This window comes from Methyloversatilis discipulorum (genome assembly GCF_000385375.1).
Lineage (GTDB): Bacteria > Pseudomonadota > Gammaproteobacteria > Burkholderiales > Rhodocyclaceae > Methyloversatilis > Methyloversatilis discipulorum_A.
Map to the genome: position 1 here is coordinate 1,569,572 of NZ_ARVV01000001.1, position 24,068 is coordinate 1,593,639.

Below are 24,068 nucleotides of genomic sequence, written 5' to 3' on the forward strand. Positions count from 1 at the left end.
ACCGGAAATCCATGCCTTGAACTACGACGCCTACCAGAGCTACCACGCCGTCAATCTGAATGCGCAGACGGCGCGCGCGACCCCGGTGCAGCTCGTGCTGATCCTGATGGACGGCCTGCTCGAGGAGATCGCGCGCGCGCGCGCCCACATCGAAGCGGGGCGCTACGAACAGAAGGCGCTCAGCCTCGACCGCTGCGTCGACATGCTGAACGGTCTGGCCAGTTCGCTCGACCCGGACAGCGGCGGCGACGTCGTGGCCAATCTGGATTGGCTGTACGACTACTGCGCGTGGCGTCTGAGCGAAGGCGGCATCAAGCTCGATACCGCACCGCTGGACGAGGTGAGCGGCCTGCTCGGCACCTTGCGCCGCGGCTGGGTCGGACTGGCGGACGCATATGACTGACCGCCACACCTTCGCCCGCATCGCCCGTCGGCTCGAAGTGGCCGCGCTCGGCGACGACTGGTCCACGCTGGCTGCCGCCGACCGTGAACTGGCCGCCGTGCTGCAGGGCGTCGCCGCCCGACGTGACCTGTCCGCGGCCGATCGCGACGCGCTGCTTGCGTTGCGCAAGGCACACGACGGCGCGCTTGCGCGCTGCGTCGAAGCGAGCGAACGCATCGCCGAGCGGCTGTCCGAACTGGGCGCCGGACGTGACGGCTGGATGGCCTACGCATACGACCTCGAACTTTCCGGTAGCCACTCATGACGCAAAACATCCTCACCCTGGGCAGTGCAGCGCCGGCTGCGCTGCCGCCGTCGGCATCGGCGCTGCCGGCACCGTCGGCCGGCCTTCTGCCAGCCTCGGCCACGGTTGCACCGCAGGCCTTCGTGGATCTGTTCCGCGCGCTCGGTCTGGCGTCGCCGGATGTCGTCGTCGGCGAAGCATCGACGCAGCGGACGGACGCCGATACGCCGGCCGCGGACAGCACTGCCTTCGATGCCCGCCTTGCGTCGCAGTCGCCGCTGCCGGCCGCGCTGCACGCAAGCGGTGGCGTCGCCGAGCGCGAGGAGGGCGCAGACGAAGTCCAGTCCGGCGAAGCCCCGGCATTGCCGGCCTCTGCACTGACCTTGCCGCTTCCGTCTCCGTCGCAGCCGCAGCAGACCGCTCCGGCCGCCGCGGCGGGCCGTGCGCTCGCGCCGGTGGCGGCTGCCGGCGGTGCCGCCACTGTGCCGCCGGCGCTGCCGACGGATGGTCCGGGCGCCGATGTCGTCGAGGCAGCCCAGCCTGCGTCGCTGCCGGCACCGGGTACTCCGCCGCTTGCCCCGCAGGCTGCGCCGGCCGCGACCGAAACCGTACTGAAGCTCGTCCCGGCTTCGCCGCAGAGCTGGCAGCAGCCGCTGACCGATGCGCTGGGCGAGCGTCTGCAACTGCAGACCGTACAGCAAGGCGAGCGGGCGGTGATCCGTCTCGACCCGCCGACGCTCGGCCGTATCGAAATCGTCGTGCAGCAGGACGCGGGCGGTGCGCTGCAAGTGCATCTGAGCGCCAGCAACGGCGAGGTGCTGCGCCAGCTGCACGCCATCGGCGACAGCCTGCGCGCCGATCTTGGCCAGCGGCACGCGCAGGGCGACGTCACCGTGGTCGTCGCCGAATCCGGTCGCGATGCCAACGGCCGCGACGCCGATGGCCGTTCGCGCTCCGGACAACAACAGCAGGGCAGGGACGACGAGACGCCGGGTGAGGCGCTGGCCGAGGCACAGACCGGCGCACGCCAGGCACGCTTCGCGCTGTCGGGCCAGGAGAGCTGAAGCGATGAAGAAGGCGATCATTTTCGCGGTGGCCGGCGTCGTTCTTGCGGCGGCCGGTGGCGGTGCGGTCTGGTGGTTCGGCATGAGGGACACCGGCGGCGCCGAAGCGCAGGCGGCCGTGCCGAAGGAGGCCGTGCCGCAGAAGTACGTCAGTCTCGACAAGGTGGTCGTCATGCTGCGACGCGCGCCGGAGGAGAACGTGACGCGCTACATGTCGATGGACCTGGTGTTCACCACGGCGATCGAGAAGGAGAAGGACACCAAGGAACATCTGCCTCTGCTGCGCAGCATCGCGGTGCGCGCGCTGGCGTCGATGACCGCGCAGCAGGTGAGCGCGATGACGATCGACGAGCTGGCGGCCGAGGTCAATCGCGCCTTCGCCGAGGATTACGACAAGGCGCATCGCAGCAAGCCCTTCGTCGAGGCGATGGTCGGCAAGCTGATCGTCGAATGACATGGATATGCATTCGGACTACGCCGAGGTGAGCAGCACGGCGGCGCGTACGCTGGACGCCGCCGAGGAACAGCGCTGGCTGGTGGAGTACGCACCGCTGGTCAAGCGCATCGTCCGCCAGCTGCTGTCCCAGGTCTCCGGAGCGATGGACCGTGAGGACATGGAGCAGATCGGCCTGCTCGGGCTGCTCGAATCGTTGCGCCGCTACGGCACACCCGATCCCGGTTTCGGTGGCTACGCGGCGCTGCGCGTGCGCGGCGCCATCCTCGACGAACTGCGACGGCAGGACTGGCGGCCGCGCACAGTACGCCAGGACAGTCATCGCACCCGTGACGCGGTGCGCGCACTGACCCGTCAGCTTGGCCGCGAACCGACCGAAGCCGAGGCATGCGCTGCGCTCGGCATCGAGGCCGACGCCTTCCAGGCCCACCTGCTGGCCGAGAACGCCGAAACCATCGCCAGCTTCGACGAACTGGTTGGCGAAATGCACGAGATGGCGGCTGCAGGCCAGTCGCCGGAAGAACAGCTGATGACCCGGCGCAGTCTTGCGCAGGCCCTGACGCAGCTGGACGAGCGCGAACAGCGCGTGATCCAGCTCTATTACGAATTCGAACTCAGCTACCGCGAGATCGCGGCGGTGCTGGACCTGACCGAAGCGCGCATCTGCCAGATCAACAAGGGCGCGCTCAGGAAAATGAAGGCCTTCCTCGGCTGACCGCCGGGGCGAACGAAGAGGAAACGAATCATGCAGTCCATCGTAGGCGTCGCCATCATCCTGATCAGCGTGTTCGGCGGCTTCATGCTGCATGGCGGGAAGCTCGCAGTGATCTGGGAACCGATCGAACTGATCATCATCGTCGGCGCCGCGGCCGGCGCCATCGTGCTCGGCAACCCAGGACACGTGCTGAAGGAGATGTGGCTGCAGCTGCGCAAGGTGATGCTGCGGCGCAAGCAGGGCGAGGAATTCCAGCGCCAGCTGCTGCTGCTGATGTACGAACTGCTGCAGACCGCGGCCGGCGGCCTGAAGGCGCTGGACGCCCACGTCGAGGCGCCGCAGGAGAGCGAAATGTTCCGCCGCTATCCGCTGATACTCGAAGAGCCGAAGCTGCTGCACTTCATCGTCGACAACTTCCGGCTGATGGCGATGGGCAAGATCAACGCGCACGAGCTCGAAGGCGTGCTCGAACAGGAAATCGAGGCCATCCACGAAGAAATGTCGCAGCCGGCGCGTTCGCTCGGCAAGATCGGCGAGGCGATGCCGGGCTTCGGCATCCTGGCCGCGGTGCTGGGCATCGTGATGACGATGAACGTCGTGGCCGACGGTGCAGGCACCGGCGAGATCGCGGTGCGCGTCGGCTCGGCCATGGTCGGCACCTTCATCGGCATCTTCTTCTGCTACGGCGTGCTCGATCCGATCAGCAACATGATGAAGCAGCTGGTGGGCGAGGAGCTTCAGGCCCTGGAGTCGGTGAAGGTGGTGCTGGTCACCCATGTATCCGGCAAGCCACCGCTGCTGGCGATCGACGCCGGTCGTCGCCTGGTGCAGCTGAACATCAAGCCGAGCTTCGCCCGACTCGAAAGCTGGATCAACGCGATGCAGGGCGCCGGCGATCCGGATGCCACGCCGCGCCGCCGCGCCGGAGACAAACGTGTCGAAGCCTGACGCGCATGGCGCAACCGTCGTCAAGCGCGTGTCCGGAAAGGGACACGAGGAGTCGCACGGCGGTTCGTGGAAGGTGGCTTTCGCCGACTTCTGCCTGGCGTTGCTCTGCCTCTTTCTGGTGTTGTGGCTGCTCGCCTCGCGCGAACAGGAATCGCTGGAGCAGGTGCTGCGCGCGTCCGACAGCAGCCGCATCGACGAAGGCAGCGGCCTGATGGCGCAGTCGCTCGGCGGTCCGCGCGGCAGCCTGATCGAGCGCGAGCCGATGCCGCCGCGCGAAGGCATGTCGGCGCCCGGCGAAAGTGCCGCGCGTGGCGAGACCGCGCCGGCGGACGGCCCGCGCACGGCGCGCGTGCGTTACGAATCCGCCGCCGATATGGAGGCGCTGGCCCGCGTGATGAAGAAGATGAGCGCGGACGCCGGTCTCGAAGGCAATCTGCAGTCGGTGGTTACGCCTTATGGCCTGCGCGTGATGCTGCACGACACCGACCAGCAGGGCATGTTCGACCGCGGCAGCTCCTTCGCCACCGAGCGCTTCCGCAAGCTGCTGCGTTCGCTGGGGCCGCTGTTCGCGCAGATGGAGAACCAGATGCTCATCGTTGGTCACACCGATTCGGTGCAGTATGCGAATCGTGATCACGCGGCGTTCTCGAACTGGACGCTGTCGAGCAATCGCGCGCTGACCGCCCGCTCGCAGCTGCTGGCCGGCGGCATGCCGACCGGCAGCGTGCTGCAGGTGGTCGGCATGGCGGACCGGGCGCCGCTGAATACCGAAGATGCGACGGCCGGCGTGAACCGGCGCATCGAACTGTTGATACTGACCAGCAGGCAGGCTGAGCTGGTGGCGGCGATGTATGGTTTGCCGAACGAGCGGCTGCCTTTCGCCGAAGGCGCGCACGCAGCGATGCCGGACCGGGATGCGCTGGAGCAGCTGCGAACGCAGCTGGTGGCGCCGCCGGCCGGCACCGGCCGCTGAATCGCGTGGACAGGTGAGCTTGCATGCGAACACGATCGAGAGGACATCAGATGAGAATCACAAGCAGTGGTGCAGCCGGCGTCAGCGCGCCGGGTGCGGTCAGCGGTAACGGCCCGGTGGAGGCGCCGCAGGCCGTCGCACCGGCTTCGCCTGCGAAGTTGCAGTCGTCGACGCTGCAGCCGGCGATGGAGGCGATGCGCGCACTGCCGGAGATCGATCAGGCGCGCGTCGATGCGCTGCGCGAGGCGCTGGCGCGCGGCGAGGTGCCCTTCGACGCCGACAAGCTGGCCGGTCTGATCGAACGCTTTCACGGCAGCAAGGGATGAAGCGCGGCGAGGCCATCGCCCGCCTGCTGCGCGACGTGCTCAGCGACGTGGCGGATTACGGTGCACTGCGCCTGTTGCTCGACAGCCAGTTTCACGCGGCGCTTCGCCACGACGCGACGGTGTTGCGCGCGCTGGCGGCACGCATCACCGAGGCGGTGCAGGTGCTCGACGGGCGACGTCTGCTGCGCGCCCGCGTGGTGAACAGCCTGTACGGCGTCAGTGGCCGCATGGACAGCGTGTTCGACGAATTGCCGGACGACAGCCGCGAACGCTGTCGGGCGATGTGGACCCGGCTGGAGGCGCTGGTCGCCGAATGCAAGCGGCTCAATGCACGCAACTGCCTGCTGATGACCGACCAGTACGAAATCATGCAGCGTGTGCTGCACGGCGAGGACCAGACCTATGCTCCGGCCTGAACCGGCGCGGGCGCTGATGCCCAATGTCGAACCGACCCGTCCGGCGGCAGCGACCGGCGCCGGCGGGCAGTTCGCTCCGCTGTTCGGTGAAGTGTCGGCCGAAGTCGGCCGCTTCATCCGGCAGGGATCGACTGCTGGCGCTGACCTCGTCGGCAGCACCGCAGCGCTCAGTCCGGAAGCGCAGCTGCTGCGCAACGCGACGCGCGGCGTTGACGGCGTCAATGCGTCGGGCGCCGACGAGCCCGGACGACGCGACTTCGTCGCCGGCATCCGTCCCTGGGCGAGCGAAGCGGCGCGCCAGCTGGGCGTGAGTACCGACGCCGTCATTGCACATGCGGCACTCGAATCCGGCTGGGGGCGCAGGCCGCTGCGCGCGGCCGACGGCAGCGACAGTCACAACCTGTTCGGCATCAAGGCCGGTGGCGCGTGGCGCGGCGCAACGGTGGAGGCACGCACGACGGAATACCTGGATGGCGCTGCCGCGCAGGTCAGCGCCGCCTTCCGCAGCTATGTCGATGGCGCCTCGGCGTTCCGCGACTACGCGCGACTGCTGCTCGACAACCCGCGCTACGCCGGCGCCCTGAACGCTGGCGCGGACGTGCAGGCATTCGCCGCCGGTCTGGTGCAGGGCGGTTACGCGACCGACCCGGACTACGCCAGCAAGCTGGTGCGCGTGGCCGGGCAGATCCGCGCGCAGGGTTACTGAGCGGTGCGGCTGACCGGTTCGACCTCGCCGGCGCCGGTCACCCGCGCACGCAGCACGGTCCCGGAGGACAGATTGCGCACGCGGACCAGATCGCCCATGCCACCTGAGTCGAGCGTCTCGCCGGATACCTGCACCTCGATGCCCTGGTTGCGCGCGACGATGTGCACCTCGTCGCCACGTTTCACCAGCACTGCGGTGGCCAGCAGACGCTTGCGCAGCAGGTCGCCGGCCTTCAGCGGGCGGCGTCCGGTCATGCCGATCACGTCGGCCGGATCGGCGAAGAAATCGGCGACCGCGGTCACGTCGCGGGCGTCGACTTCGATGTCGGCGTCGCCGATCGGATGTCCGGCGGCAATGTCGGTGGCCGCGACCACGACGTCGGCGACGATGCGCGCGCGCGCCTGCATCTTGCGCGTCCATCCGCCGTCGTCGGTGCAGCGCACGGTGTAGCGCAGGTGAGACGGTGATTTCATCTCCTGCGCCTCGATCTCGATGCGTCCTGCGCAGGGCGGCAGAGGTCTGCTCGGCGGCTGCACGGTGAGTGTGATGCGCGGGTCGACCAGGCCCATGCGTTCGGCCTGCTGTTCAAGCTGCTGGCGGGCCGCAGCATCCACCTGGCGGACGATCTGTACCGTCGTGTCCGCCTGCGCGGCGGCAGGCAGACAGAGCAGCACAGCGAGCAGGCCGGTGACGTTGTTCATGCTGAAGGAATGGCTCTTTCGGTGCATCGGAATCTCCTGAGGCCGGTGACGATAGCAGCAATGCGAACGTGAGAAATATCCGCATCGGCGGCCTCAAGTTCGCCGGCGGATTGTCGATGGTGTCCCTGAACTATACGCATACGCTTAATTCAGGCCGACAGAATGAACGCATGCTTTCGCATCGTCGCGAGCGCGTTCGGTCTGTCGCCCATCCAGACAGGAGCCGACATGGGTATCGATTTCGGGAAGGCGCTCGGTGTGCACGGCCAGGCCCTGCAACTGCGTGCCGAGCGCACGCGGGTGATCGCCGAGAACATCGCCAACCAGAACACGCCGGGCTATCAGGCGCGCGACGTCGATTTCTCGTCCAGCCTGCGGCAGGCGATGGCGGGTGAGGCCGGCGGCCTGTCGCTCGACAGCGAAGGCGGCGAAACGCTCTATCGCGTGCCCTACCACGCGGCGCAGGACGGCAACACGGTGGAGCTCGGCGTCGAGCAGGCCGCCTTCTCGCAGAGCACCTCCGATTTCCAGATCAGCCTCACCTTCGCCAACATGAAACTCAAGGGGCTGGCGAAAGCCATCGCCGGACAATAGCCATGTCATTCCGCGACATCACCCAGATCGCCGGCTCGGCCATGGCCGCCCAGACCGTGCGGCTCAACACCATTTCCAGCAACCTCGCCAACGCGCATTCGGCGTCCGGATCGGAAGAGGCGGCCTATCGCGCGCGCAAGCCGGTGTTCGCCACGCTGCTCGGCGGCGAGGACATCGACGGTGCGCCGGCGGTGGCCGGCCGCGTGCAGGTGCTCGACGTGGTCGAGAGCACCGAGCCGCTGCGTTCGGTGTACGAGCCGGACAACCCGCTGGCCGACGAGGACGGCATGGTTTTCTACACCAATGTGAATTCGGTGGCCGAGATGACCGACATGATGTCGGCGTCGCGCGCCTTTGAAACCAATGTGGAGGTGCTCGGTCGCGTCAAGTCGATGCAGCAGGCCCTTCTGAAACTTGGAGAAGGGTGAGGCATGCAGACCAGTCAGGTAGTAGGCGGCAGCCAGGGCAGCGCGTCCGACGCGGTGCAGGCGGCGAACGGCGAACAGGGCTCGCCGACCGAACTGTTCACCAGACTGCTGGTGGCGCAGATCCGCAACCAGAACCCGCTGGAGCCGACCGACCCGAGCGACTTCGTCAATCAGCTCACGCAGCTGAGTCAGGTCGAGTCGCTGCAGGCGCTGGCCCAGCAGACTGGCGCCAATGCGTCGGTGCTGTCCAGCCTGCAGGTGCTGGCGCTCGGCGCCCAGGTCGGTTCGGAAATCATGGTGAATACGGACACCGTCGAGGTCGGCAGCGAGCCGGTCAGCGGCGCGTTCACGCTGGCGTCGTCGAGCGCACGCACGACACTCGTGCTGAGCGGCCCTGACGGCGTCGAGCGCCGCATCGAACTCGGCACCCGCGCGGCCGGCGAAGTGCCGTTCGAACTCGATCCCGCCGCGCTCGGCCTGCCGGCCGGCGCGCATACGCTGCGTGTCGAGACCGAAACCGGCGAGACGCCGGCCACCGAGATCGCCGGCCGGCTGCTCAGCGTGCGCATGGCCGGCAGCGGCAATGTGGCGCTCAACGTCGCCGGCCTGGGCGAGGTGTCGCCGGCCTACATCACACGTTTCAACGGCCGTCCGGCCACGTCGGTCAACTGAGAGAGAGGATACGGTCCATGAGTTATGAAATCGCGCTGTCCGGCATCAATGCGATCAACACCCAGCTCGAAACCATCAGCAACAACATCGCCAACACCGGCACTTATGGCTTCAAGTCCAGCCGCGCCAACTTCGCGGCGATGTATGCCGGCACCCAGCCGACCGGCGTCGAGGTGGCTTCGCTGACGCAGAGCATAGACATCGGCGGCGGCGTGCTCACTACCGGTCGCGGACTCGATGCGGCGATCCAGGGCCGCGGCTTCTTCGTGACGCGCGATACCGCCGGCGCCTCGCTGTTCAGCCGTGTCGGCATCTTCTCGACCGACAAGGACGGCTACGTCGTCGACACCTTCGGCCGCCGGCTGCAGGGTTATGAAATGCAGTCCGGCAGCAGCACGCTGGGCGCCATGGGCGACCTCAAGGTGCCCGCCGGCCAGGTGCCGGCCAAGCCGAGCGACACGCTGCAGTACGTCGGCAACATGTCGGCCGACTGGGCTGCACCGACGGCCGCGCCTTTCGATCCGGCCAATCCGCTCACCTTCAACAGCTCCCAGGTCGCCGTCGTGTATGACTCGCTCGGCGGCAAGCACAGCGTCGGCCAGTACTTCGTCAAGACCGGCACCAACCAGATCACCGCCCACTACACCTTCGACGGCGCGGCGCTGCCGACGACGACGGTGATGGACTTCAATACCAGCGGCGCACTGGTCACGCCGGCCGCACCGGTCGCGCTGGCGCTCGGCACGCCGGCGGGCGCGGCCGCGCTGAGCGTGGACATCGACTACACCGGCACCACGCAGTTCGGCGGCGACGCCACGGTGCGGGTCAATGCGGCCAACGGCTACGCGTCCGGCACGATGATAGGCGTGCAGATTGCCGAGGACGGTTCGGTCATCGCGCAGTACAGCAACAACGTGAAGGAACCGGTCGGCCGCATCGCGCTGGCGGTGTTCCCGGACGAGGCTTCGCTGACCCCGGTCAGCGACACCAGCTGGACCAGTTCGTCGCTGTCCGGCGATCCGCTCTATTTCACGCCGGGCACCGGCATGGCCGGCTCGCTGACCGGCGGCGCGCTGGAGCAGTCGAACGTCGATATGACGTCGGAACTGGTGAGCCTGATGTCGGCGCAGCGCAATTACCAGGCCAACAGCAAGGTGATCTCGACGCAGACCGAAATGATGCAGTCGCTGATGCAGGCCCTGTAAATGAGAGGCCCGCACGCTCACTTCGTTCGCTGCACCCCGCAGGGGCTGCGCTCGTCCTTGGGGCGGCCCGGCGGACGGCGCGGTGCCTTGTGCATGCGCCTTGGATTGCGCAACCCGCAGTGGAGAGACTGAGATGGATGCGCTGATCTATACCGCGATGAGCGGCGCCGAGCGGGCGCTGCACGCGCAGCAGGTGCGTGCCAACAACCTCGCCAACGCGGATACGCCGGGCTTTCGCGCCGATCTCGAAATGTCGGTCAGCGAGGCGGTGCAGGGTTACGGCTACGACGCGCGCCACCTCGGCCGGCTGCGCGCGGACTCGGTGTCAAACCGCCAGGGCACGCTGAAGCAGACGGACCGCGAGCTCGACGTCGCCATTTCCGGCGACGGCTATCTCGCCGTGCAGTGGGGCGACGGCGAGGCCTATACCCGGGCCGGTGCGCTCACCGTCGATGCCGAAGGCACGCTGACGGTGAACGGCCGCGCGGTGATGGGCGAGGGTGGACCCATCGTGCTGCCGCCGTATTCACAGCTGGCGATCGGCGAGGACGGCACGATTTCCATCCGTCCGCCCGGCCAGCTGCTGATGCAGCCGCTGGAACGCCTGAAGCTGGTGCGTCCGGATCCCGCATCGATGGTGAAGAACGAAGCCGGCCTGCTGGTGAGCCGTGGTCAGGACGAGCTGCCGGCCGACCCGACGGTGCGTGTGCGCGCCGGCTTTCTCGAAGGCAGCAACGTGTCCGCCGTCGAGGAAATGGTGGCGACGATGACGCTGAACCGCGAATTCGAACTGCAGATGAAGCTGTATAAGGCCGCCGACTCGATGGCCGAAACGGGCAACCGCCTGATCCGCGAATGACGACCGGCAGCACTGCCGACACAGGAGAAACGACATGAATCCCGCAATGTGGATCAGCAAGACCGGCGTGCAGGCGCAGGACGCGAAGCTGCAGGCCATCGCCAACAACCTGGCCAACGTGAACACGGTGGGCTTCAAGCGCGACCGCGTGCTGTTCGAGGACCTGTTCTATCAGATCGAACGCGAACCGGGCGCGCAGCGCGACGACAACACGGTGAGCCCGGGCGGCGTGCAGCTCGGCACCGGCACCCGTCTGGTCGCCACGCAGAAGGTGTTTACCACCGGCAACCTGCAGACCACCGGCCAGTCGCTCGACGTCGCCATCTCCGGCATCGGCTTCCTGCAGGTGCAGCGCCCGAACGGCGACATCGCCTACACCCGTGCCGGCCAGCTGCAGAAGAACGCCGAAGGCCTGCTGGTGACCGCGCAGGGCCTGCCCATCATTCCCGAGATCAACATTCCGCAGAACGCGACCGCGATCACGATAGGCGAGAACGGCATGGTGTCGGTCACGGTGCCGGGTCAGGCCGCGCCGCAGGAAGTCGGCCAGCTCACGCTGGTGAGCTTCGTCAATCCGGCCGGCCTGCTGGCGATGGGCGACAACCTCTACCAGGAGACCGCGGCCAGCGGCGTGCCGACCGAAGGCAACCCGGGCGAAGAAGGCCTGGGCAAGCTCAAGCAGGGCGCGCTCGAAGGTTCGAACGTGCAGGTGGTCGAGGAAATGGTGGACATGATCGCCGCCCAGCGCACCTATGAAATGAATACCAAGGTGCTGTCGGCGGCCGACAACATGATGCAGTACCTCGCCCAGGCCGTGCGCTGATGCGCCACCCGGCCCGCGTCCTCGCGCTGCTCGCGTCGCTGTGCCTGGCGGCCTGCGCGAACCTGGAACACAAGGCGCCGCCGCTGGCCGAGGCCGACCGGCTGCCGCCGCCGGTGCAGCCGCCGGTGGCCGGTGCTGCGGGCGGCGTGTTCCAGCCCGCCTCGGCCTGGTCGCTCACCTCGGACAGCCGCGCCTTCCGCACCGGCGACGTGGTCACCGTGGTGCTGCAGGAAACGACACAGGCGAGCAAGGCGGCCGGCACCACCTTCGGCAAGGAAAGCGGCGTTGCGATGCAGCCGACGGTGATTGCCGGCAAGCGCTTCAAGACCGACGTCAGCGTCGATGCGCAGACCGACTTCAAGGGCAACTCGACCAGTTCACAGCAGAACCGGCTGCAGGGCTCGATCACCGTCATCGTGCACGAGGTGCTGCCCAACGGCCTGCTGCGCGTCAGCGGCGAGAAAACGCTGTACCTGAACCAGGGCGACGAGACCGTGCGCCTGCAGGGCTATGTGCGTGCGTCCGACATCAGTTCGGACAACACCGTGTCCTCGCAGCGCGTGGCCAATGCCCGCATTTCCTATTCCGGCGAAGGCGTGCTGGCGGACGCCAACAGCCCGGGCTGGCTGCTGCGCTTCTTTGTCGGCGCGCTGATGCCCTTCTGAGGATGAAACGATGATGTTCCGCCGGACGCTTGCCATCCTGTGCTGCCTCGTGGCCGGCGCTGCATTCGCTGCACCGAAGGCCGCGACGAATGCCCGTGCTGCGGCAGTACCCGCTGCGCCCGCAACCCAGCCGCTGCGCAATCTGGTCAGTGTCGAAGGCGTGCGCGAGAACCAGCTGATCGGCTTCGGTCTGGTCGTCGGCCTGCACGGCACCGGCGACAGTACGCAGGTCAAGTCGGCCGGACAGTCGGTGTCCAACATGCTCAAGCAGTTCGGCCTGAAGCTGCCGGAGGGCACGCAGAGCCGCAGCAAGAACGTGGCGACCGTCATGGTCAGCGCGGTGTTCCCGCCGGGCTACCGCAAGGGGCAGAGCATCGACGTCACGGTGTCCTCGCTCGGCGACTCGAAGAGCCTGCGTGGCGGCACGCTGCTGCTGACCCAGTTGCGCGCGGCCGACGGCGAAATCTATGCGCTGGCCCAGGGCAACCTGGTGGTCGGCGGTCTCAGCGCGAGCGGCCGCAGCGGATCCAGCGTGACCGTCAATACGCCGACCTCCGGACGCATTCCGAATGGGGCGACGGTGGAACGGGAAATCATGACCGATTTCGACGTGCGACCGACCGTGCTGCTGAGCCTGAAGCGCCCGCATTTCCAGACGGCGACCAATATCGTCGGTGCGATCAACGGCCGTTTCGGCGACGTGGCGTCGACGCGTGACGCCACCGCCATCGAAGTGGTGGCGCCGGCCGATCCGACACAGCGGGTGGCCTTCGTCGCCCAGCTCGAAGCGCTGCCCGTCGTGGTCGGCGAGACGACGCCGCGCGTGGTGTTCAACTCGCGCACCGGCACCGTGGTCATCGCCGAGGGCGTGACCGTGCGTCCGGCCGCGGTGTCGCACGGTTCGCTGAAGGTGATCATTTCCGAGAGCTCCAACGTGAGCCAGCCGGCACCGCTGAGCCGCGGCGAGACGGCGGTCACGCCGCGTTCCAAGGTCGAGGTGGAGCAGGGCGACGGCCGCATGTTCAACTGGCCGGCCGGTGCCAAGCTGCAGACCATCATCGACACCGTGAACAGCATAGGGGCCACGCCGGACGACATCATGGCCATCCTGCAGGCGCTTGATCAGGCCGGTGCAATCGATGGCGAACTGATCGTGATCTGAGCATGAATATCCACGACATCGCATCGTCCGCAGCGCCCGTCGGGACCGATACGCAGCCCGCGCCGGTCGCACCGCAGGTCGACCCCGCCCTGTTGAAGAAGGCGACCGAGGCGGCCATCCGGTTCGAGAGCTTCTTCATCAGCGAAACCCTGCGTCAGATGCGCCGCAGCACGCGCGAGATGGCGGGCGAGGACAGCATTTTCAAGGACCGCGTGAACGAGGACATGCTGGACCTCGCCGACGGTCTGGTCGCCGACGCGATGGCATCGCAGCGCGCTTTCGGCATTGCCGACATGCTGCTGCGCCAGTTGCTGCCGCAGCCGGCGCCGGTCGCATTTAATGCGGGCGCGCCCATGGTCGCCTCCAATACACGGGAGCAGGCGGAAAGCGCTCCCGGCCACGCAACGACCCGGGACAAACCATGAGCCTGATCAACAACGCATTGACCGGAACCCTGGCGGCGCAGGCCGCACTCAGCGCCACCGGCCAGAACATCGCCAACGTGATGACGCCCGGCTACACCCGGCAGGCCGCGGTGCTGGCGTCGGTGCAGCCGATGCAGAGCGGTGCGCTGTCCGCCGGCAGCGGCGTGGCGGTGTCGTCGCTGCAGCGGTTCAGTGACGACTACAAGAACCTGCAGATGTGGCAGGCGGCGTCGGAGCTGTCGAACCGCTCGACCCGGCAGCCCTATCTCGACCAGCTCGAACAGGTGATGGGGGACGACGCGTCCGGCATCAACAACGGTCTGGACGCCTTCTTCAGCGCACTGAATGCGGCCAGCGTGGAGCCGAGCTCGGTGCCGCTGCGCGCCCAGGTGATCACCGCGGCGGATGCGCTGGCCCAGCGCTTCAACAACCTGACCACGGTGCTCGCCAACCAGCGCGCCTCGATCGCGCAGCAGCGCACGACGCTGGTGTCGCAGATCAATTCGAGCACCGCGCTGATCGCCGACCTGAACAAGCGCATCTCGCTCGCCGAGGCGGCCGGCGTCAATGCTTCCGGCCTGATGGACGCGCGTGACCAGGCGATAGACGGGCTGGCCGGCATGGTGTCCATCCAGGTCGTGAATCATCCGGACGGCTCGCGCAACGTGTCGCTGAAGAGCGGACAGCCGCTGGTGGTGGGCACCACGGCGTCGCGTCTCGAAGTGCAGGACACACCGGCCGGCACCCAGGCGCTGACGCTGAAGTTCGCCAGCGAAGTGTTTGCCGTGCGCGACGAAGGTCTGGGCGGGCAGCTCGGCGGTCTGGCCGATTTCGAATACGGCACGCTGATTCCGCTGCGCCAGTCGATCGGCGACATCGCCTCGGAAATCGCCACACTGATGAACACCCAGCTCGGCGCCGGCTACACCTTGGGCGGAGCCGCGGGCGGCCCGCTGTTCGTCTATGACGCGTCGAGCTCCACCTCGATGCTGTCGGTCGCGGCCGGCGTGCTGCCACAGGATCTGGGCTTCTCGTCCGACCCGACCAAGCCCGGCAACAGTGACAACCTGCTGGCCATGATCGCGTTGCGCAACCAGCCCATCACCGTGACCTCGCTCGGCACGGTACGGGTCGGCGACGCCAATACGCAGCTGATCGGCAAGCTGGGCATGGACAGCCAGCAGAACCAGGCTTCGCTGACCACGGCGACCACGGTGCGCAACCAGGCCGAAGAGAGCTGGAAGTCCACCAGTGGTGTGAGCAACGACGAAGAGGCGGTGAACCTGATCCAGTTCCAGCAGATGTATCAGGCCAATATGAAAGTGATCACCGTCGCCAACGAGCTGTTCGACAGCACGCTGGCGATGATGGGCTGAGGAGGCGGACATGCGGGTGGCAAGCACACAGTTTCACGCGACGATGAACACGGCGCTGCAGGACGCGAATTCCCGGCTGGAAGGCATCCTGCAGCAGATGTCGAACGGCCTGCGCGTGCAGAAACCGTCGGACGACCCGATCGCCAGCGTGCGCATCGCCCGGCTGACGCGCGAGGAGGCGGCGCTCGACCAGTACCTGGAGAACATCGGCGCGCTGCGCAGCCGGCTGGGGCAGAACGAGGAACTGCTGGACGGCATGAGCCGCGATGTCATGCAGGCACGCGACCTGATGGTATGGGCGGCCGACGGCAGCAATACCACGCAGGACCTGCAGGCGATGAGCACGTCGCTGGTCGCGCTGCGCGACAGCCTGATGTACTCGGCCAACAGCATCGACCAGGAAGGGCGCTACCTGTTTTCAGGCACGGCAACCGCCACAGCGCCCATGGCCTTCAACGGTGCCGCGGCCGTGGGCGCGCGCTACAGCTTTGCCGGCAACACCGATCCGCAGCGCGTGGTGGTCGGCAACGGTGTCACGCAGGACGCGAACGTGCATCTGCAGGAGATGGCCGATGTGCTGAACCGGCTCGATCTGGCGATCGACGCGCTGCAGACGCCGGGTGCGACGGCCAACGATCCGGCGGTGCGCACGGTGCTGGTTGCGACGCTGAACGGACTCGATACCGGGCTGGACGCGGTGAGCGCGAAGATCGCTCGACTGGGCGGCGCGCAGACGACGCTGGAAACGCTGGAAACCAATCACGCCAACGTGAGCCTGTCGAACAAGCAGGCGATGATCACGCTCGGTCAGCTCGATTACGGCGACGCGGCGGTCAAGCTCAATGGCTACACCACGGCGGTGCAGGCGACGCAGAAGGCCTACGCCAAGGTCAGCGCGCTGTCGCTTTTCGACACGATCTGATCTTCCGCACGCACTGAATGCAGATCGGTCCTCACCTTTCGTCCGCGCGTCCGGTCGACGCGATCCGCAAGGAAGCGGCGCAAGCCGCCGGTGGCGCGGCGCCAGCGTCCGCTGCGTCTGCATCGCGCGAGGCGTCACGGACGCGCAGTGACAACCGGTCGCCGTCCGCGTCGCTCGGGTTGATGACATGGAGTCCGCGCTTCAATGAGCAGGTCGGCAAGGCGCAGATCGCGGCCGACTATCTCGATCGCGGCATCGGCCAGCTGAAGTCGGTGCGCAGCCTGCTCGGCCAGCAGATTGCAGCCGGTGAAGGCGATGTCGTGCTAAAGCGCCGGGTCGATCAGTTCGCGGCGCTGTGGCAGTCGCGTCCGACGCAGACGGCAGGCAGCCTGGACCCGGCACTGACTTTCGATGCGGTCAATCCGCCGCTGCGTCAGTTCACCGTACGCGGACTGGATCTGGCTTCGCTGCGCAAGGGCGACAGCGAGAACCTGAGCTTCTCGCTGGCGGGAGCCGGTCGGCGCACACCATCGGTCGCACTCGAAGCGGGTCTTGCCGATGTCGACATCGTGCGTCGCTTCGATCAGGCGCTGGCGTCGACCGGAGTGCGCGCGACCGCCGACGACCAGGGCAGGCTCGTCTTCAGCGTGGCCGAGCAGGCCTGGCCCGCCGTTCGTGACACGCTCATGTTGCGCGGCGGCGGCATCCGCTGGCCGACCGGCCAGTTCAGCCGTGTGCAGGCGGAAGCACAGCCCGACGGTATCGATCCCGCGCGCTGGTCGGTCGATGACGCCGACGCGATGCGCGCGACGCTGGCCCAGGCAACTCGCGCGCTGGACGCCTTCACGCTGGCGCGCCGGCGGGTCGATGAGGTGCTGCTCGGCGCCGCTCAAAGTGCCGATGCCGTCCTCGCGCAGAACGCTGCCGAGCGCGCGGCGGGGTTTGCAGACGCCTTTGCCGCGCTCGGCGAATCGCGCAGCTATCGCGCCCTGAACGAGTTCTCCGGCGCCCTCGCGGGTATCCGGCGGGAGCGCGTGCAAGCCCTTCTTGCCGCCAGGTAGAACATCGTTGGCGACTGATGGCTAGGTAATAATTCCGGAACTGATGGGTTCGGAAACGATTGTCGACAAACTGTACTGGTGTAAATCTGGGCAATTTCATTACACTTTCCCGGTACGTGCTGTCTGACCAATGTTGTTCAGCCCATGCCAAACAATTCAAAACTCGCGACCCCGGAAAAACGCTCGCGGATACGTGGCCAGGAAGGCAAGGCTAGGTTTCGCGAACAACTCCTTGCCGAAGCCAAGGACATCTACAGTCGACAAGGCTATGAAGCCGTGTCGGTACGCGCCGTTACCAAGGCCGTCGGTATCTCGCCGATGGCGTTCTACGGCTATTTCGTCAGCAAGCAGGATCTCGTCAAGCACATCTGGCTCGACTTCTTCTGCGAGCTGTTCGAGTGCCTGAAGCAGGCGAGCAACGTAAGCCAGCCGCCGGTCGAGCGGCTGAAGGCCCATGTCGATGTGTATCTGGACTACTGGGAAAGACATCCGGAGCGCTATCGCATGGTGTATCTGTCAACCAGCGTCGACGACGAGCGCGAGCGCATCGTGTTCGACGAGGAGGACGTCGTCGCGCAGCAGCTGCTCAGCCTGACCAGAGAGCGGGTGAGCGACTGCGCGTGTGGCCGTCCGATCGCCGCGGAGCAGATTCATCTGCATAGCGACCTTGTCTTCCTGAAGGCGCTAGGTTACCTGCACGGCGTGCTCACTGTCGGGCGTTACCCCTTCGCGAACCTCAAGCGGATGCGTGGCTGCCTGATAGACGACATTGTCGATGGCGTGGTCCGCGCAACGGCCGCATAGAGCAGCATTCCGGCCACTGGTAGTCGATGCCACTTCAGCAGTTGGCATCGGGTGCATTTCGACACCCCGCCTGCGGGCTGACGGGTGGCTGAAGGCGCTGTGGTCCCTGACCGGGTGAGCGGTTTTTCGTAGAAGTGCCGCAACTCAATGCAGGCCCGCACATCTGTGCTTGGTCATCTCGCGTCCGTTCTGCCACGGCACGGACCGTATCGTCCGGTTCGTCGGCGATAGGATACCGGCGCGCGCCGAAGGCATCTCTCAACGAATCTGCAGCGTGTAGGCGCAGACCCGGCTCAAGCGCGGCCCTGCCGCAGCGTCTTCAAGGATGTTCCGGAGCCGGCACCCGGATGGCCTTCCGCCAGAACACGGTGCACATCACCTCCAGGCATGAGTCAAGCGGATACGGATAAACATCCCCGCTCCGGTGGATGATGATCTGTGCTGCTGACCGACGGGTGGCTCGGAACTCGATTCGTGCTCACTCTGTACCGAACGATCGGTCTGGGTTATAACCCGAGTCATCAGGGATGCGTGACGCGGGTCTGACAGCTCGGTTCAGATCTTGCTTTTACGTGTTCCAGGCACGTGCGCAGACTGCGCAGCCCGACCGCGCCGCGAGGTGTCCCTACATCTCACTGCAATCGGGACGACAAGCCGATTCATTTGATCCGGGCCCTCTCCGATGGCCCAGAACGGATGTCTGGACAAGGAGGAAACGATGATTCAAAGAGCTGACGTCCTCGCAGTCGCCTTCGACTCAGTCGCGTCACGATCCGATGATCCGGCGGGCCCGCACGCGCTCATGACGTCCTGTCTACTCAGGCACTGAGCCCTCATTCCCGCCACCAGGGCGGGACGACCGCACGGCACTACGACCCCGACCTTCCGTCGGGGACCGCCTGCTGCCGTCGATGCCATGCGCAAACGGTTCCAATGATGAAGATGCCGATGGATAACGCTCGGATGGATCTGTGTCACGCGGAGTTGCTGCATGCCTTCCCGTGGCCGACGATCATGCTTGACCCGGATGGATTCGTTGTGGCGGTGAGCCGTCCACTTCCGGGTCTGGGAATCACCGTTATTGCGGGTGAACAGCATCTGCGCGAGCTGCTCCCGGCGTACTGGGATGCGTTGTGCGAAGCCGGGCCCGGCCCTTGCGAGCGCTTCCGCGACGTGGCCCGCGCGATCGACGGACGGTGGCTGCACGAGCGTGTATGGATGAGCGCAGTGCGCGATGGAATGCTGCTGTTCATCGAGGACCGCAGCGAGCAGATGACGACCTCGCAGGCGGAACTGCAGCGTGACCGGCTGGCGTCACTGGGTTTCATGGTGGCGGGCGTCTGCCACGAGATCAGCAACCCGCTGACCGCGGTACAGTCGATGATGCAGATGCTGCTGGGTCGCTCCGACGTCAGTGCCGAGGCGCTGCAGAAGGGCTTGCGGATCGTCTCGGACAATGTGCGTCGCGTGATGGACATATCGCGGCGCATGGTCGATTTCTCGCGCGTGGGCGATGAGCCGCGGGTGCCGTTCGAGATCGACGCCTCCATCATCGAAGCCATCGTGCTGCTGCGCCAGGGGCTGTGCAAGGAAACCGTGTCGGTCGAACACTTTCCGGAGCTTGGTGCGCTGGTGCTCGGCAACGCCGGTCAGTTGCAGGAAGTGATCTACAACATCCTGATCAATGCCGCACATGCGGTCGGTGACGCGGGGCGGATTTTCGTCACCACCGCGATGACGGCAGACAGACGGGTGCTGGTCCGCATTTCCGACACCGGTCCCGGAATCCCGGAAGAGGTGCTGCCGCGCATTTTCGAGCCCTTCTTCACGACGCGTTCCTCCGGACAGGGCACCGGTCTCGGACTGGCCATCGCCTACGAATTCGTGCGCGAGCACGGCGGCGAACTGCGCGCCTACAACAATCCCAATGGCGGAGCGACGTTCGAGATCGACCTGCCTGCTCATTCAGCGAGGACACAGCATGAGCGCCAAAGCGAACAAGCATGATCTGATGCGCCCGGAGCGGATACTGGTCATCGAGGACGACCCCGGCATCGCCGTCTGCGTGGAAATGCTGCTCAGCAGCCGCGGCTACGCCTGCGCGGTGTTCAATGACGGTGCTTCCGGACTGGCCCATCTCGCCGCCGAACAGGTGGATCTGCTGATCACCGACCTGCGCCTGCCCGATACGTCGGGACTCGATATCCTGGCCGCCAGCAAGGCTGAAAGACCGGACCTGCCGGTCATCCTGATGACCAGCTACTCGTCGCTGGAGAACGCGATAGACGCCCTGCGAAAGGGCGCGGTCGACTATCTGATCAAGCCTTTCGACAACGACGAGTTCCTGTTCGCGGTCGAGCGTGTGCTCGCCGAACAGCGGACGCGCCGCGAGAACCGATCGCTCAGGCGCAGCCTGCGTCGTGCCTACGGCGAGCGCACCATCATCGGCGAAAGCGATGGCGTCAAGCGCATGCTGGCGATGATTTCCCGTGTCGCATCGACCGACACCAATGTGCTGATCCAGGGAGAGAGCGGCACCGGCAAGGAACTGGTCGCCCAGGCCATACACTTCGGTGGCGAGCGGGCGGAGCGGCCCTTCGTCGCGATCAACTGCGGCGCGATTCCGTCCGATCTGATCGAGTCCGAACTGTTCGGCCACGTGAAGGGGGCCTTCACCGGCGCGGTCAGCACGAGCGAGGGCCTGATACGCGAGGCGAGCGGCGGCACGCTGTTCCTGGATGAAATATCCGAACTGCCGCTGAATGTTCAGGTGAAGCTGCTGCGCGTCATACAGGAGCGCCAGGTCAGACCGGTCGGCGCCACCCAGACCTATCACACCGATACCCGCTTCGTTGCTGCGACCAACCGCGATCTGCGCGCGGAGACCGAGAGCAACACCTTCCGCGCCGACCTGTTCTACCGTCTGAACGTGATCACCATCCAGGTGCCGCCCTTGCGAGAACGGGGCGACGATATCGAACTGCTTGCACGCTATTTCCTCGAACGCCACTGCAAGCGGCTGGGCATGCGGATCCGCGGCATGTCCGACGAGTTCGTCGCTTTCCTTCGGGAGTACCCCTGGCCGGGCAACATCCGCGAACTGGAAAACGTGATGGAGCGAGCCATCATCATGGCCGAAGGCGACACCTTGTCTCTGGACGAACAGTTCGACACGCTGCCGCAGGCCACGCTGTCGCGGCCGAGCGCGTCGTCCGCGGCCGGTGATGCGCTGGGGCCCATGTCGATCGAGGATTACATCCGCCACAGCATTCTTCGCTACCAGGACAGCTACTGCGACCGCGATCTTGCCGCCTTGCTCGGCATCGGCCGCAAGGCGCTGTGGATGCGTCGCCGTCGCTGGGGACTGATGAAGGACCGGGGGCGCGCCGAGGACATGCAACTGGACCATCAGATGTCTTGAGCGCACAGGCGTCGTGTTTCGTTTTGAACCTCATCTGTGTTTCTCCTGGAAACACGCGATGCATTTCGACGTTCGATAGCGCGTCCTGAGGGCCGTCCGGACATGGTATGGATAGTGCATAGCACTGTACGGACAGGTTGAATGAGAGGTTGGCATGACCGGGGTTTCGAGTCCGCTGCATACGCCTTTCAGTGTTCTCAGGCAGGCGCCGTTCTTCACCGGGCTGAGTGATGCGCAGTTGCACGCCATCACGCTCATCGCGCGCCCCGAGGACTGGGCGCAGCACAGCCGGATCTACAACATCGGCGATCCGGTGAAGTCGCTCTACGTGCTGCTCGATGGCAAGGTCAGGTTCGCCATTGGCGTAGGCGGCAGAAACACCTCGGCGGGTGATGTGCTCGAGCGCGGACAGGTCTTCGGCTGGGCAGCGCTGGTACCGGAGGCGCAGGGGCGCATCGCCACTGCCTCCTGCGTGACCGACTGTCGCGTACTGGCGATAGACGGCACGCGCCTTCTGATGCTGATGGATGCGGACCACACGATGGGCTACCGCATCATGAAACAACTCAATCTCCTGATCACGGGCACTTTCACTTCGTTCGCCGCGGGCTGAACGCCCGCGCGGCGCAAGGCTCGCATCGGGAGATGCATCATGGCATTGCTGATGCTGATCGCACTCGCGGTCGGTACGCTGATTGGCGCGGTGGGTGTGGGCGGCATTCTGCTCATTCCGGCGCTCAACCTGATCGGCGGATTGAGCATACAGTCGGCGATGGCCACCGCGCTGTTCACCTTCGTATTCACCGGCATCGTCGGCACCATCGCCTTCATGCGCCATGGCAGCATCGACCTGCGCATCACGGTGCCGGTATGTGCGGGCGCACTGATCAGCGGCTTCGCGGGCGCCTGGGTTAACGCGCTGCTCGACGCATCGCTGTTGATGGTTCTGCTCGCGCTGGTGGTCTGTCTGGCCGGCGTCTACACACTGGCTTCGCGCGGCCGGCCACGGCGCCCCGCGCTGCACGGTCACCCCGGTCTGCAGCGCGCCATGCTGTTCGGTCTGGGTGGTGTGGCCGGATTCGGCTCGGGGCTGACCGGTGTCGGTGGGCCGGCATTGTCAGTACCGATGATGGTGCTCGCAGGCTTCGCCCCCTTGACGACGATAGGCACCAGTCAGGTGATACAGATCCTGGCGGGTGCGTCAGGCACGCTTGGCAATCTGCGCTTCGGCGTCATCGATTTCGGCCTCGCGGGCGCGCTGGTGCTGTTCGAACTGGCGGGTGTGCTGATAGGCGCGCGCATCGTGCACGCCATCAACGCGCAGCGTCTGCGCTTCTGGGTTGGCGTGCTTTGCCTGGCGGTCGGTAGCGGGCTGCTGGTCAAGGCTGTCGGCGGATACTAGAACGCGTGAGCGCGTCGCGCTCCTCCCACTCGGCACCGGACTCGGTGCAGGCAATCGCGATTCGTGTTGCGCCCTCGTGGCGGCGCTGCGCGTGCTGGCGAGTGACGGCGCGCTGCGGCAACTGCGGTGGCCGTATGTGCTGCAGGACGGTGAGTGATGACTGGCGGCAATGCGCGCTGTCGTTGCGCGGCGCCGAACAGCCTTGACTTGGAATGCCTGCGGGCGGTCGACTGCGCTGCGATGAGAGGGCAGAACCGGACACCGCCGGTTGCGGGCCGCAGCCCGCAACCACGGGTCAGGAGATGGTCTGGTAGTAAAGGTTCTGCGGGTGGTTGGCCTGTGCGAAGAAATACCAGCGTTCGGCCAGCAGACCGACGTACTGGACCGCGAAGGCCAGCCAAAGTAGGGGGGGCGAAGCGGTCGCAGCACCTGCGCTGAGCAGCAGAACAGGCAGCACGAAGGCCAGCAGCAGGAAGGTCCACTTTACCGAGCGGAGGAAGTGCAGCGTCTTGTGATGGAAGAATTCGCGGGTGTTGAAGGAGCCACCCATCAAACCCTGGGAACGTTGTGCGATGCGCGGATGATGGATGCCGATCGCGGTCTGCAGCGACGAGCGCGGCCGCAGTCGTGCGTTGCGCAGCAGGGATGCGCTGCGCGTGGCCAGACCGGTCAGGGTCAGCGCGATGGCCAGCGAGCTCATCACGAGCATCAGTTCCGCTTCGCTGAGCGCCGCGTAGGCGCTGGCCAGCGTCAGACCGGAGGCGCAGCCCAGTACCAGATAGTTGATCACGGTGAGCGGGCTGGCCCATTCCTGAAGGAACTTCAGGCATGCGTAGATCATTCCCGTACAGACGAAGAGGGCCAGCGCGAGCACCGCGCCGATCGCGCCCGTCGCCAGGGTAAGTGGCCAGTCCATGGCGTGGCTGAGTCCATACAGCGCCGTCGTAGCCATGAAGGCCGGCAGCACGATGACCTCGCGCGAAAGCCAGGAGGTGCGCCACATCGCCGCACTGCGCCAGGCACGCTCGGGCCGCCCCAGGTGGAAGAACGACGCGATCAGCCCGGCGCCCGACAGCGCAAGACTGATGAGTGCGCCAACGACGTAGAAATCGTGCCCCGGCATCGGGGCGGACAGGTTCAGCGCATGCGCGAGCTCACACCCGAAAAGTGCCAGGAAGAGGCCCTGAGCGGCCCCCGTGAGCGTCGTGAGCAGAATGACGGAGAAGGCGGGATTCATCGTGTCGTCCTGTTGAATGAGGG

Annotated in this window: 29 protein-coding genes; 27 read left to right on the forward strand and 2 right to left on the reverse strand. The window is 66.3% G+C overall.

The genetic code is table 11. The annotated features are described in order from the left end of the window. Positions 1 to 16 precede the first annotated feature (16 nt). From fliS to flgJ, 10 genes are read left to right on the forward strand one after another with little or no spacing between them, the layout of a single operon-like run. A complete protein-coding gene (gene fliS, locus METRZ18153_RS0107475) occupies positions 17 to 403 on the forward strand; it encodes a flagellar export chaperone FliS (RefSeq protein ID WP_020164137.1) in 387 nt (128 codons plus the stop codon). Next, positions 396 to 707, forward strand: coding sequence for a hypothetical protein (locus METRZ18153_RS0107480; RefSeq protein ID WP_020164138.1), 312 nt, complete (start codon positions 396 to 398; stop codon positions 705 to 707). The genes fliS and METRZ18153_RS0107480 overlap by 8 nt, the downstream gene beginning before the upstream one ends. Next, the gene (locus METRZ18153_RS0107485) at positions 704 to 1,750 is read left to right on the forward strand and encodes a flagellar hook-length control protein FliK (RefSeq protein ID WP_020164139.1); all 1,047 of its coding nucleotides are present in this window, start codon (positions 704 to 706) and stop codon (positions 1,748 to 1,750) included. The genes METRZ18153_RS0107480 and METRZ18153_RS0107485 overlap by 4 nt, the downstream gene beginning before the upstream one ends. A 4-nt stretch (positions 1,751 to 1,754) precedes the next feature. Next, on the forward strand, positions 1,755 to 2,204 hold the full coding sequence (locus METRZ18153_RS0107490) for a flagellar basal body-associated FliL family protein (protein WP_020164140.1): 450 nt from the start codon (positions 1,755 to 1,757) through the stop codon (positions 2,202 to 2,204). A 1-nt stretch (position 2,205) separates the two neighbouring features. After that, the gene (locus METRZ18153_RS0107495; protein ID WP_029143615.1) at positions 2,206 to 2,919 is read left to right on the forward strand and encodes a FliA/WhiG family RNA polymerase sigma factor; all 714 of its coding nucleotides are present in this window, start codon (positions 2,206 to 2,208) and stop codon (positions 2,917 to 2,919) included. Positions 2,920 to 2,949: 30 nt separating this feature from the next. Next, a complete protein-coding gene (motA, locus tag METRZ18153_RS0107500) occupies positions 2,950 to 3,867 on the forward strand; it encodes a flagellar motor stator protein MotA (protein WP_019918822.1) in 918 nt (305 codons plus the stop codon). Continuing rightward, on the forward strand, positions 3,854 to 4,840 hold the full coding sequence (locus METRZ18153_RS0107505; RefSeq protein WP_232415988.1) for a flagellar motor protein MotB: 987 nt from the start codon (positions 3,854 to 3,856) through the stop codon (positions 4,838 to 4,840). Before motA ends, METRZ18153_RS0107505 begins: the two co-directional genes overlap by 14 nt. Positions 4,841 to 4,890: 50 nt before the next feature. Beyond that, positions 4,891 to 5,166, forward strand: a complete 276-nt coding sequence (gene flgM, locus METRZ18153_RS0107510) for a flagellar biosynthesis anti-sigma factor FlgM (RefSeq protein ID WP_020164143.1) — start codon at positions 4,891 to 4,893, stop codon at positions 5,164 to 5,166. Then, complete coding sequence (gene flgN, locus METRZ18153_RS0107515; RefSeq protein WP_020164144.1) at positions 5,163 to 5,582, forward strand: flagellar export chaperone FlgN; 420 nt, start codon at positions 5,163 to 5,165, stop codon at positions 5,580 to 5,582. The genes flgM and flgN overlap by 4 nt, the downstream gene beginning before the upstream one ends. Continuing rightward, positions 5,569 to 6,288 carry a flagellar assembly peptidoglycan hydrolase FlgJ gene (gene flgJ, locus METRZ18153_RS0107520; RefSeq protein ID WP_020164145.1) on the forward strand — a complete coding sequence of 240 codons (720 nt, stop codon included), beginning with the start codon at positions 5,569 to 5,571 and terminating at the stop codon, positions 6,286 to 6,288. The genes flgN and flgJ overlap by 14 nt, the downstream gene beginning before the upstream one ends. Here the strand turns inward: flgJ and flgA are convergent. Further along, positions 6,282 to 7,016, reverse strand: a complete 735-nt coding sequence (gene flgA / locus METRZ18153_RS0107525) for a flagellar basal body P-ring formation chaperone FlgA (RefSeq protein WP_020164146.1) — start codon at positions 7,014 to 7,016, stop codon at positions 6,282 to 6,284. The genes flgJ and flgA overlap by 7 nt on opposite strands. Positions 7,017 to 7,151: 135 nt before the next feature. Between flgA and flgB the strand changes: the two genes are divergently transcribed. The 17 genes from flgB (at position 7,152) to METRZ18153_RS0107610 (ending at position 22,808) form a co-directional block, all read left to right on the forward strand. After that, entirely contained in the window at positions 7,152 to 7,583 is a 432-nt protein-coding gene (flgB, locus tag METRZ18153_RS0107530) for a flagellar basal body rod protein FlgB (protein ID WP_020164147.1), read from the forward strand. 2 nt (positions 7,584 to 7,585) lie between these two features. Further along, positions 7,586 to 8,011, forward strand: coding sequence for a flagellar basal body rod protein FlgC (gene flgC, locus METRZ18153_RS0107535; protein WP_020164148.1), 426 nt, complete (start codon positions 7,586 to 7,588; stop codon positions 8,009 to 8,011). Positions 8,012 to 8,014: 3 nt separating this feature from the next. Continuing rightward, entirely contained in the window at positions 8,015 to 8,683 is a 669-nt protein-coding gene (locus METRZ18153_RS0107540) for a flagellar hook capping FlgD N-terminal domain-containing protein (RefSeq protein WP_020164149.1), read from the forward strand. Between the two features lie 17 nt (positions 8,684 to 8,700). Continuing rightward, complete coding sequence (locus METRZ18153_RS0107545) at positions 8,701 to 9,888, forward strand: flagellar hook protein FlgE (protein WP_020164150.1); 1,188 nt, start codon at positions 8,701 to 8,703, stop codon at positions 9,886 to 9,888. A 133-nt stretch (positions 9,889 to 10,021) separates the two neighbouring features. Then, positions 10,022 to 10,747, forward strand: coding sequence for a flagellar basal body rod protein FlgF (locus METRZ18153_RS0107550; protein ID WP_020164151.1), 726 nt, complete (start codon positions 10,022 to 10,024; stop codon positions 10,745 to 10,747). A 46-nt stretch (positions 10,748 to 10,793) separates the two neighbouring features. Then, the gene (flgG, locus tag METRZ18153_RS0107555) at positions 10,794 to 11,570 is read left to right on the forward strand and encodes a flagellar basal-body rod protein FlgG (RefSeq protein WP_019918811.1); all 777 of its coding nucleotides are present in this window, start codon (positions 10,794 to 10,796) and stop codon (positions 11,568 to 11,570) included. Continuing rightward, positions 11,570 to 12,235, forward strand: a complete 666-nt coding sequence (flgH, locus tag METRZ18153_RS0107560) for a flagellar basal body L-ring protein FlgH (protein WP_020164152.1) — start codon at positions 11,570 to 11,572, stop codon at positions 12,233 to 12,235. The genes flgG and flgH overlap by 1 nt, the downstream gene beginning before the upstream one ends. 10 nt (positions 12,236 to 12,245) lie before the next feature. Continuing rightward, positions 12,246 to 13,397 (forward strand): flagellar basal body P-ring protein FlgI, encoded by a 1,152-nt coding sequence (locus METRZ18153_RS0107565; protein ID WP_020164153.1) that lies wholly within the window; start codon positions 12,246 to 12,248, stop codon positions 13,395 to 13,397. Between the two features lie 2 nt (positions 13,398 to 13,399). After that, on the forward strand, positions 13,400 to 13,822 hold the full coding sequence (locus tag METRZ18153_RS0107570; RefSeq protein WP_020164154.1) for a rod-binding protein: 423 nt from the start codon (positions 13,400 to 13,402) through the stop codon (positions 13,820 to 13,822). After that, positions 13,819 to 15,198 carry a flagellar hook-associated protein FlgK gene (flgK, locus tag METRZ18153_RS0107575; RefSeq protein ID WP_020164155.1) on the forward strand — a complete coding sequence of 460 codons (1,380 nt, stop codon included), beginning with the start codon at positions 13,819 to 13,821 and terminating at the stop codon, positions 15,196 to 15,198. The genes METRZ18153_RS0107570 and flgK overlap by 4 nt, the downstream gene beginning before the upstream one ends. 10 nt (positions 15,199 to 15,208) lie before the next feature. Beyond that, positions 15,209 to 16,120: a flagellar hook-associated protein FlgL gene (gene flgL / locus METRZ18153_RS0107580; RefSeq protein WP_020164156.1), complete on the forward strand. Its 912-nt coding sequence runs from the start codon at positions 15,209 to 15,211 to the stop codon at positions 16,118 to 16,120. A 182-nt stretch (positions 16,121 to 16,302) separates the two neighbouring features. Next, the gene (locus METRZ18153_RS0107585; protein WP_232415989.1) at positions 16,303 to 17,181 is read left to right on the forward strand and encodes a hypothetical protein; all 879 of its coding nucleotides are present in this window, start codon (positions 16,303 to 16,305) and stop codon (positions 17,179 to 17,181) included. 144 nt (positions 17,182 to 17,325) lie between these two features. Beyond that, on the forward strand, positions 17,326 to 17,985 hold the full coding sequence (locus tag METRZ18153_RS0107590) for a TetR/AcrR family transcriptional regulator (protein WP_081629075.1): 660 nt from the start codon (positions 17,326 to 17,328) through the stop codon (positions 17,983 to 17,985). Positions 17,986 to 18,918: 933 nt separating this feature from the next. Continuing rightward, the gene (locus METRZ18153_RS0107595) at positions 18,919 to 19,992 is read left to right on the forward strand and encodes a sensor histidine kinase (protein WP_232415990.1); all 1,074 of its coding nucleotides are present in this window, start codon (positions 18,919 to 18,921) and stop codon (positions 19,990 to 19,992) included. Beyond that, complete coding sequence (locus METRZ18153_RS0107600) at positions 19,967 to 21,406, forward strand: sigma-54-dependent transcriptional regulator (RefSeq protein ID WP_020164160.1); 1,440 nt, start codon at positions 19,967 to 19,969, stop codon at positions 21,404 to 21,406. Before METRZ18153_RS0107595 ends, METRZ18153_RS0107600 begins: the two co-directional genes overlap by 26 nt. 154 nt (positions 21,407 to 21,560) lie before the next feature. Further along, the gene (locus tag METRZ18153_RS0107605; protein ID WP_020164161.1) at positions 21,561 to 22,019 is read left to right on the forward strand and encodes a Crp/Fnr family transcriptional regulator; all 459 of its coding nucleotides are present in this window, start codon (positions 21,561 to 21,563) and stop codon (positions 22,017 to 22,019) included. 39 nt (positions 22,020 to 22,058) lie between these two features. After that, positions 22,059 to 22,808, forward strand: a complete 750-nt coding sequence (locus tag METRZ18153_RS0107610) for a sulfite exporter TauE/SafE family protein (RefSeq protein ID WP_020164162.1) — start codon at positions 22,059 to 22,061, stop codon at positions 22,806 to 22,808. Between the two features lie 295 nt (positions 22,809 to 23,103). Here the strand turns inward: METRZ18153_RS0107610 and METRZ18153_RS0107620 are convergent, their stop codons facing one another. Then, complete coding sequence (locus METRZ18153_RS0107620) at positions 23,104 to 24,045, reverse strand: dimethyl sulfoxide reductase anchor subunit family protein (protein ID WP_020164163.1); 942 nt, start codon at positions 24,043 to 24,045, stop codon at positions 23,104 to 23,106. Positions 24,046 to 24,068: the final 23 nt, after the last annotated feature.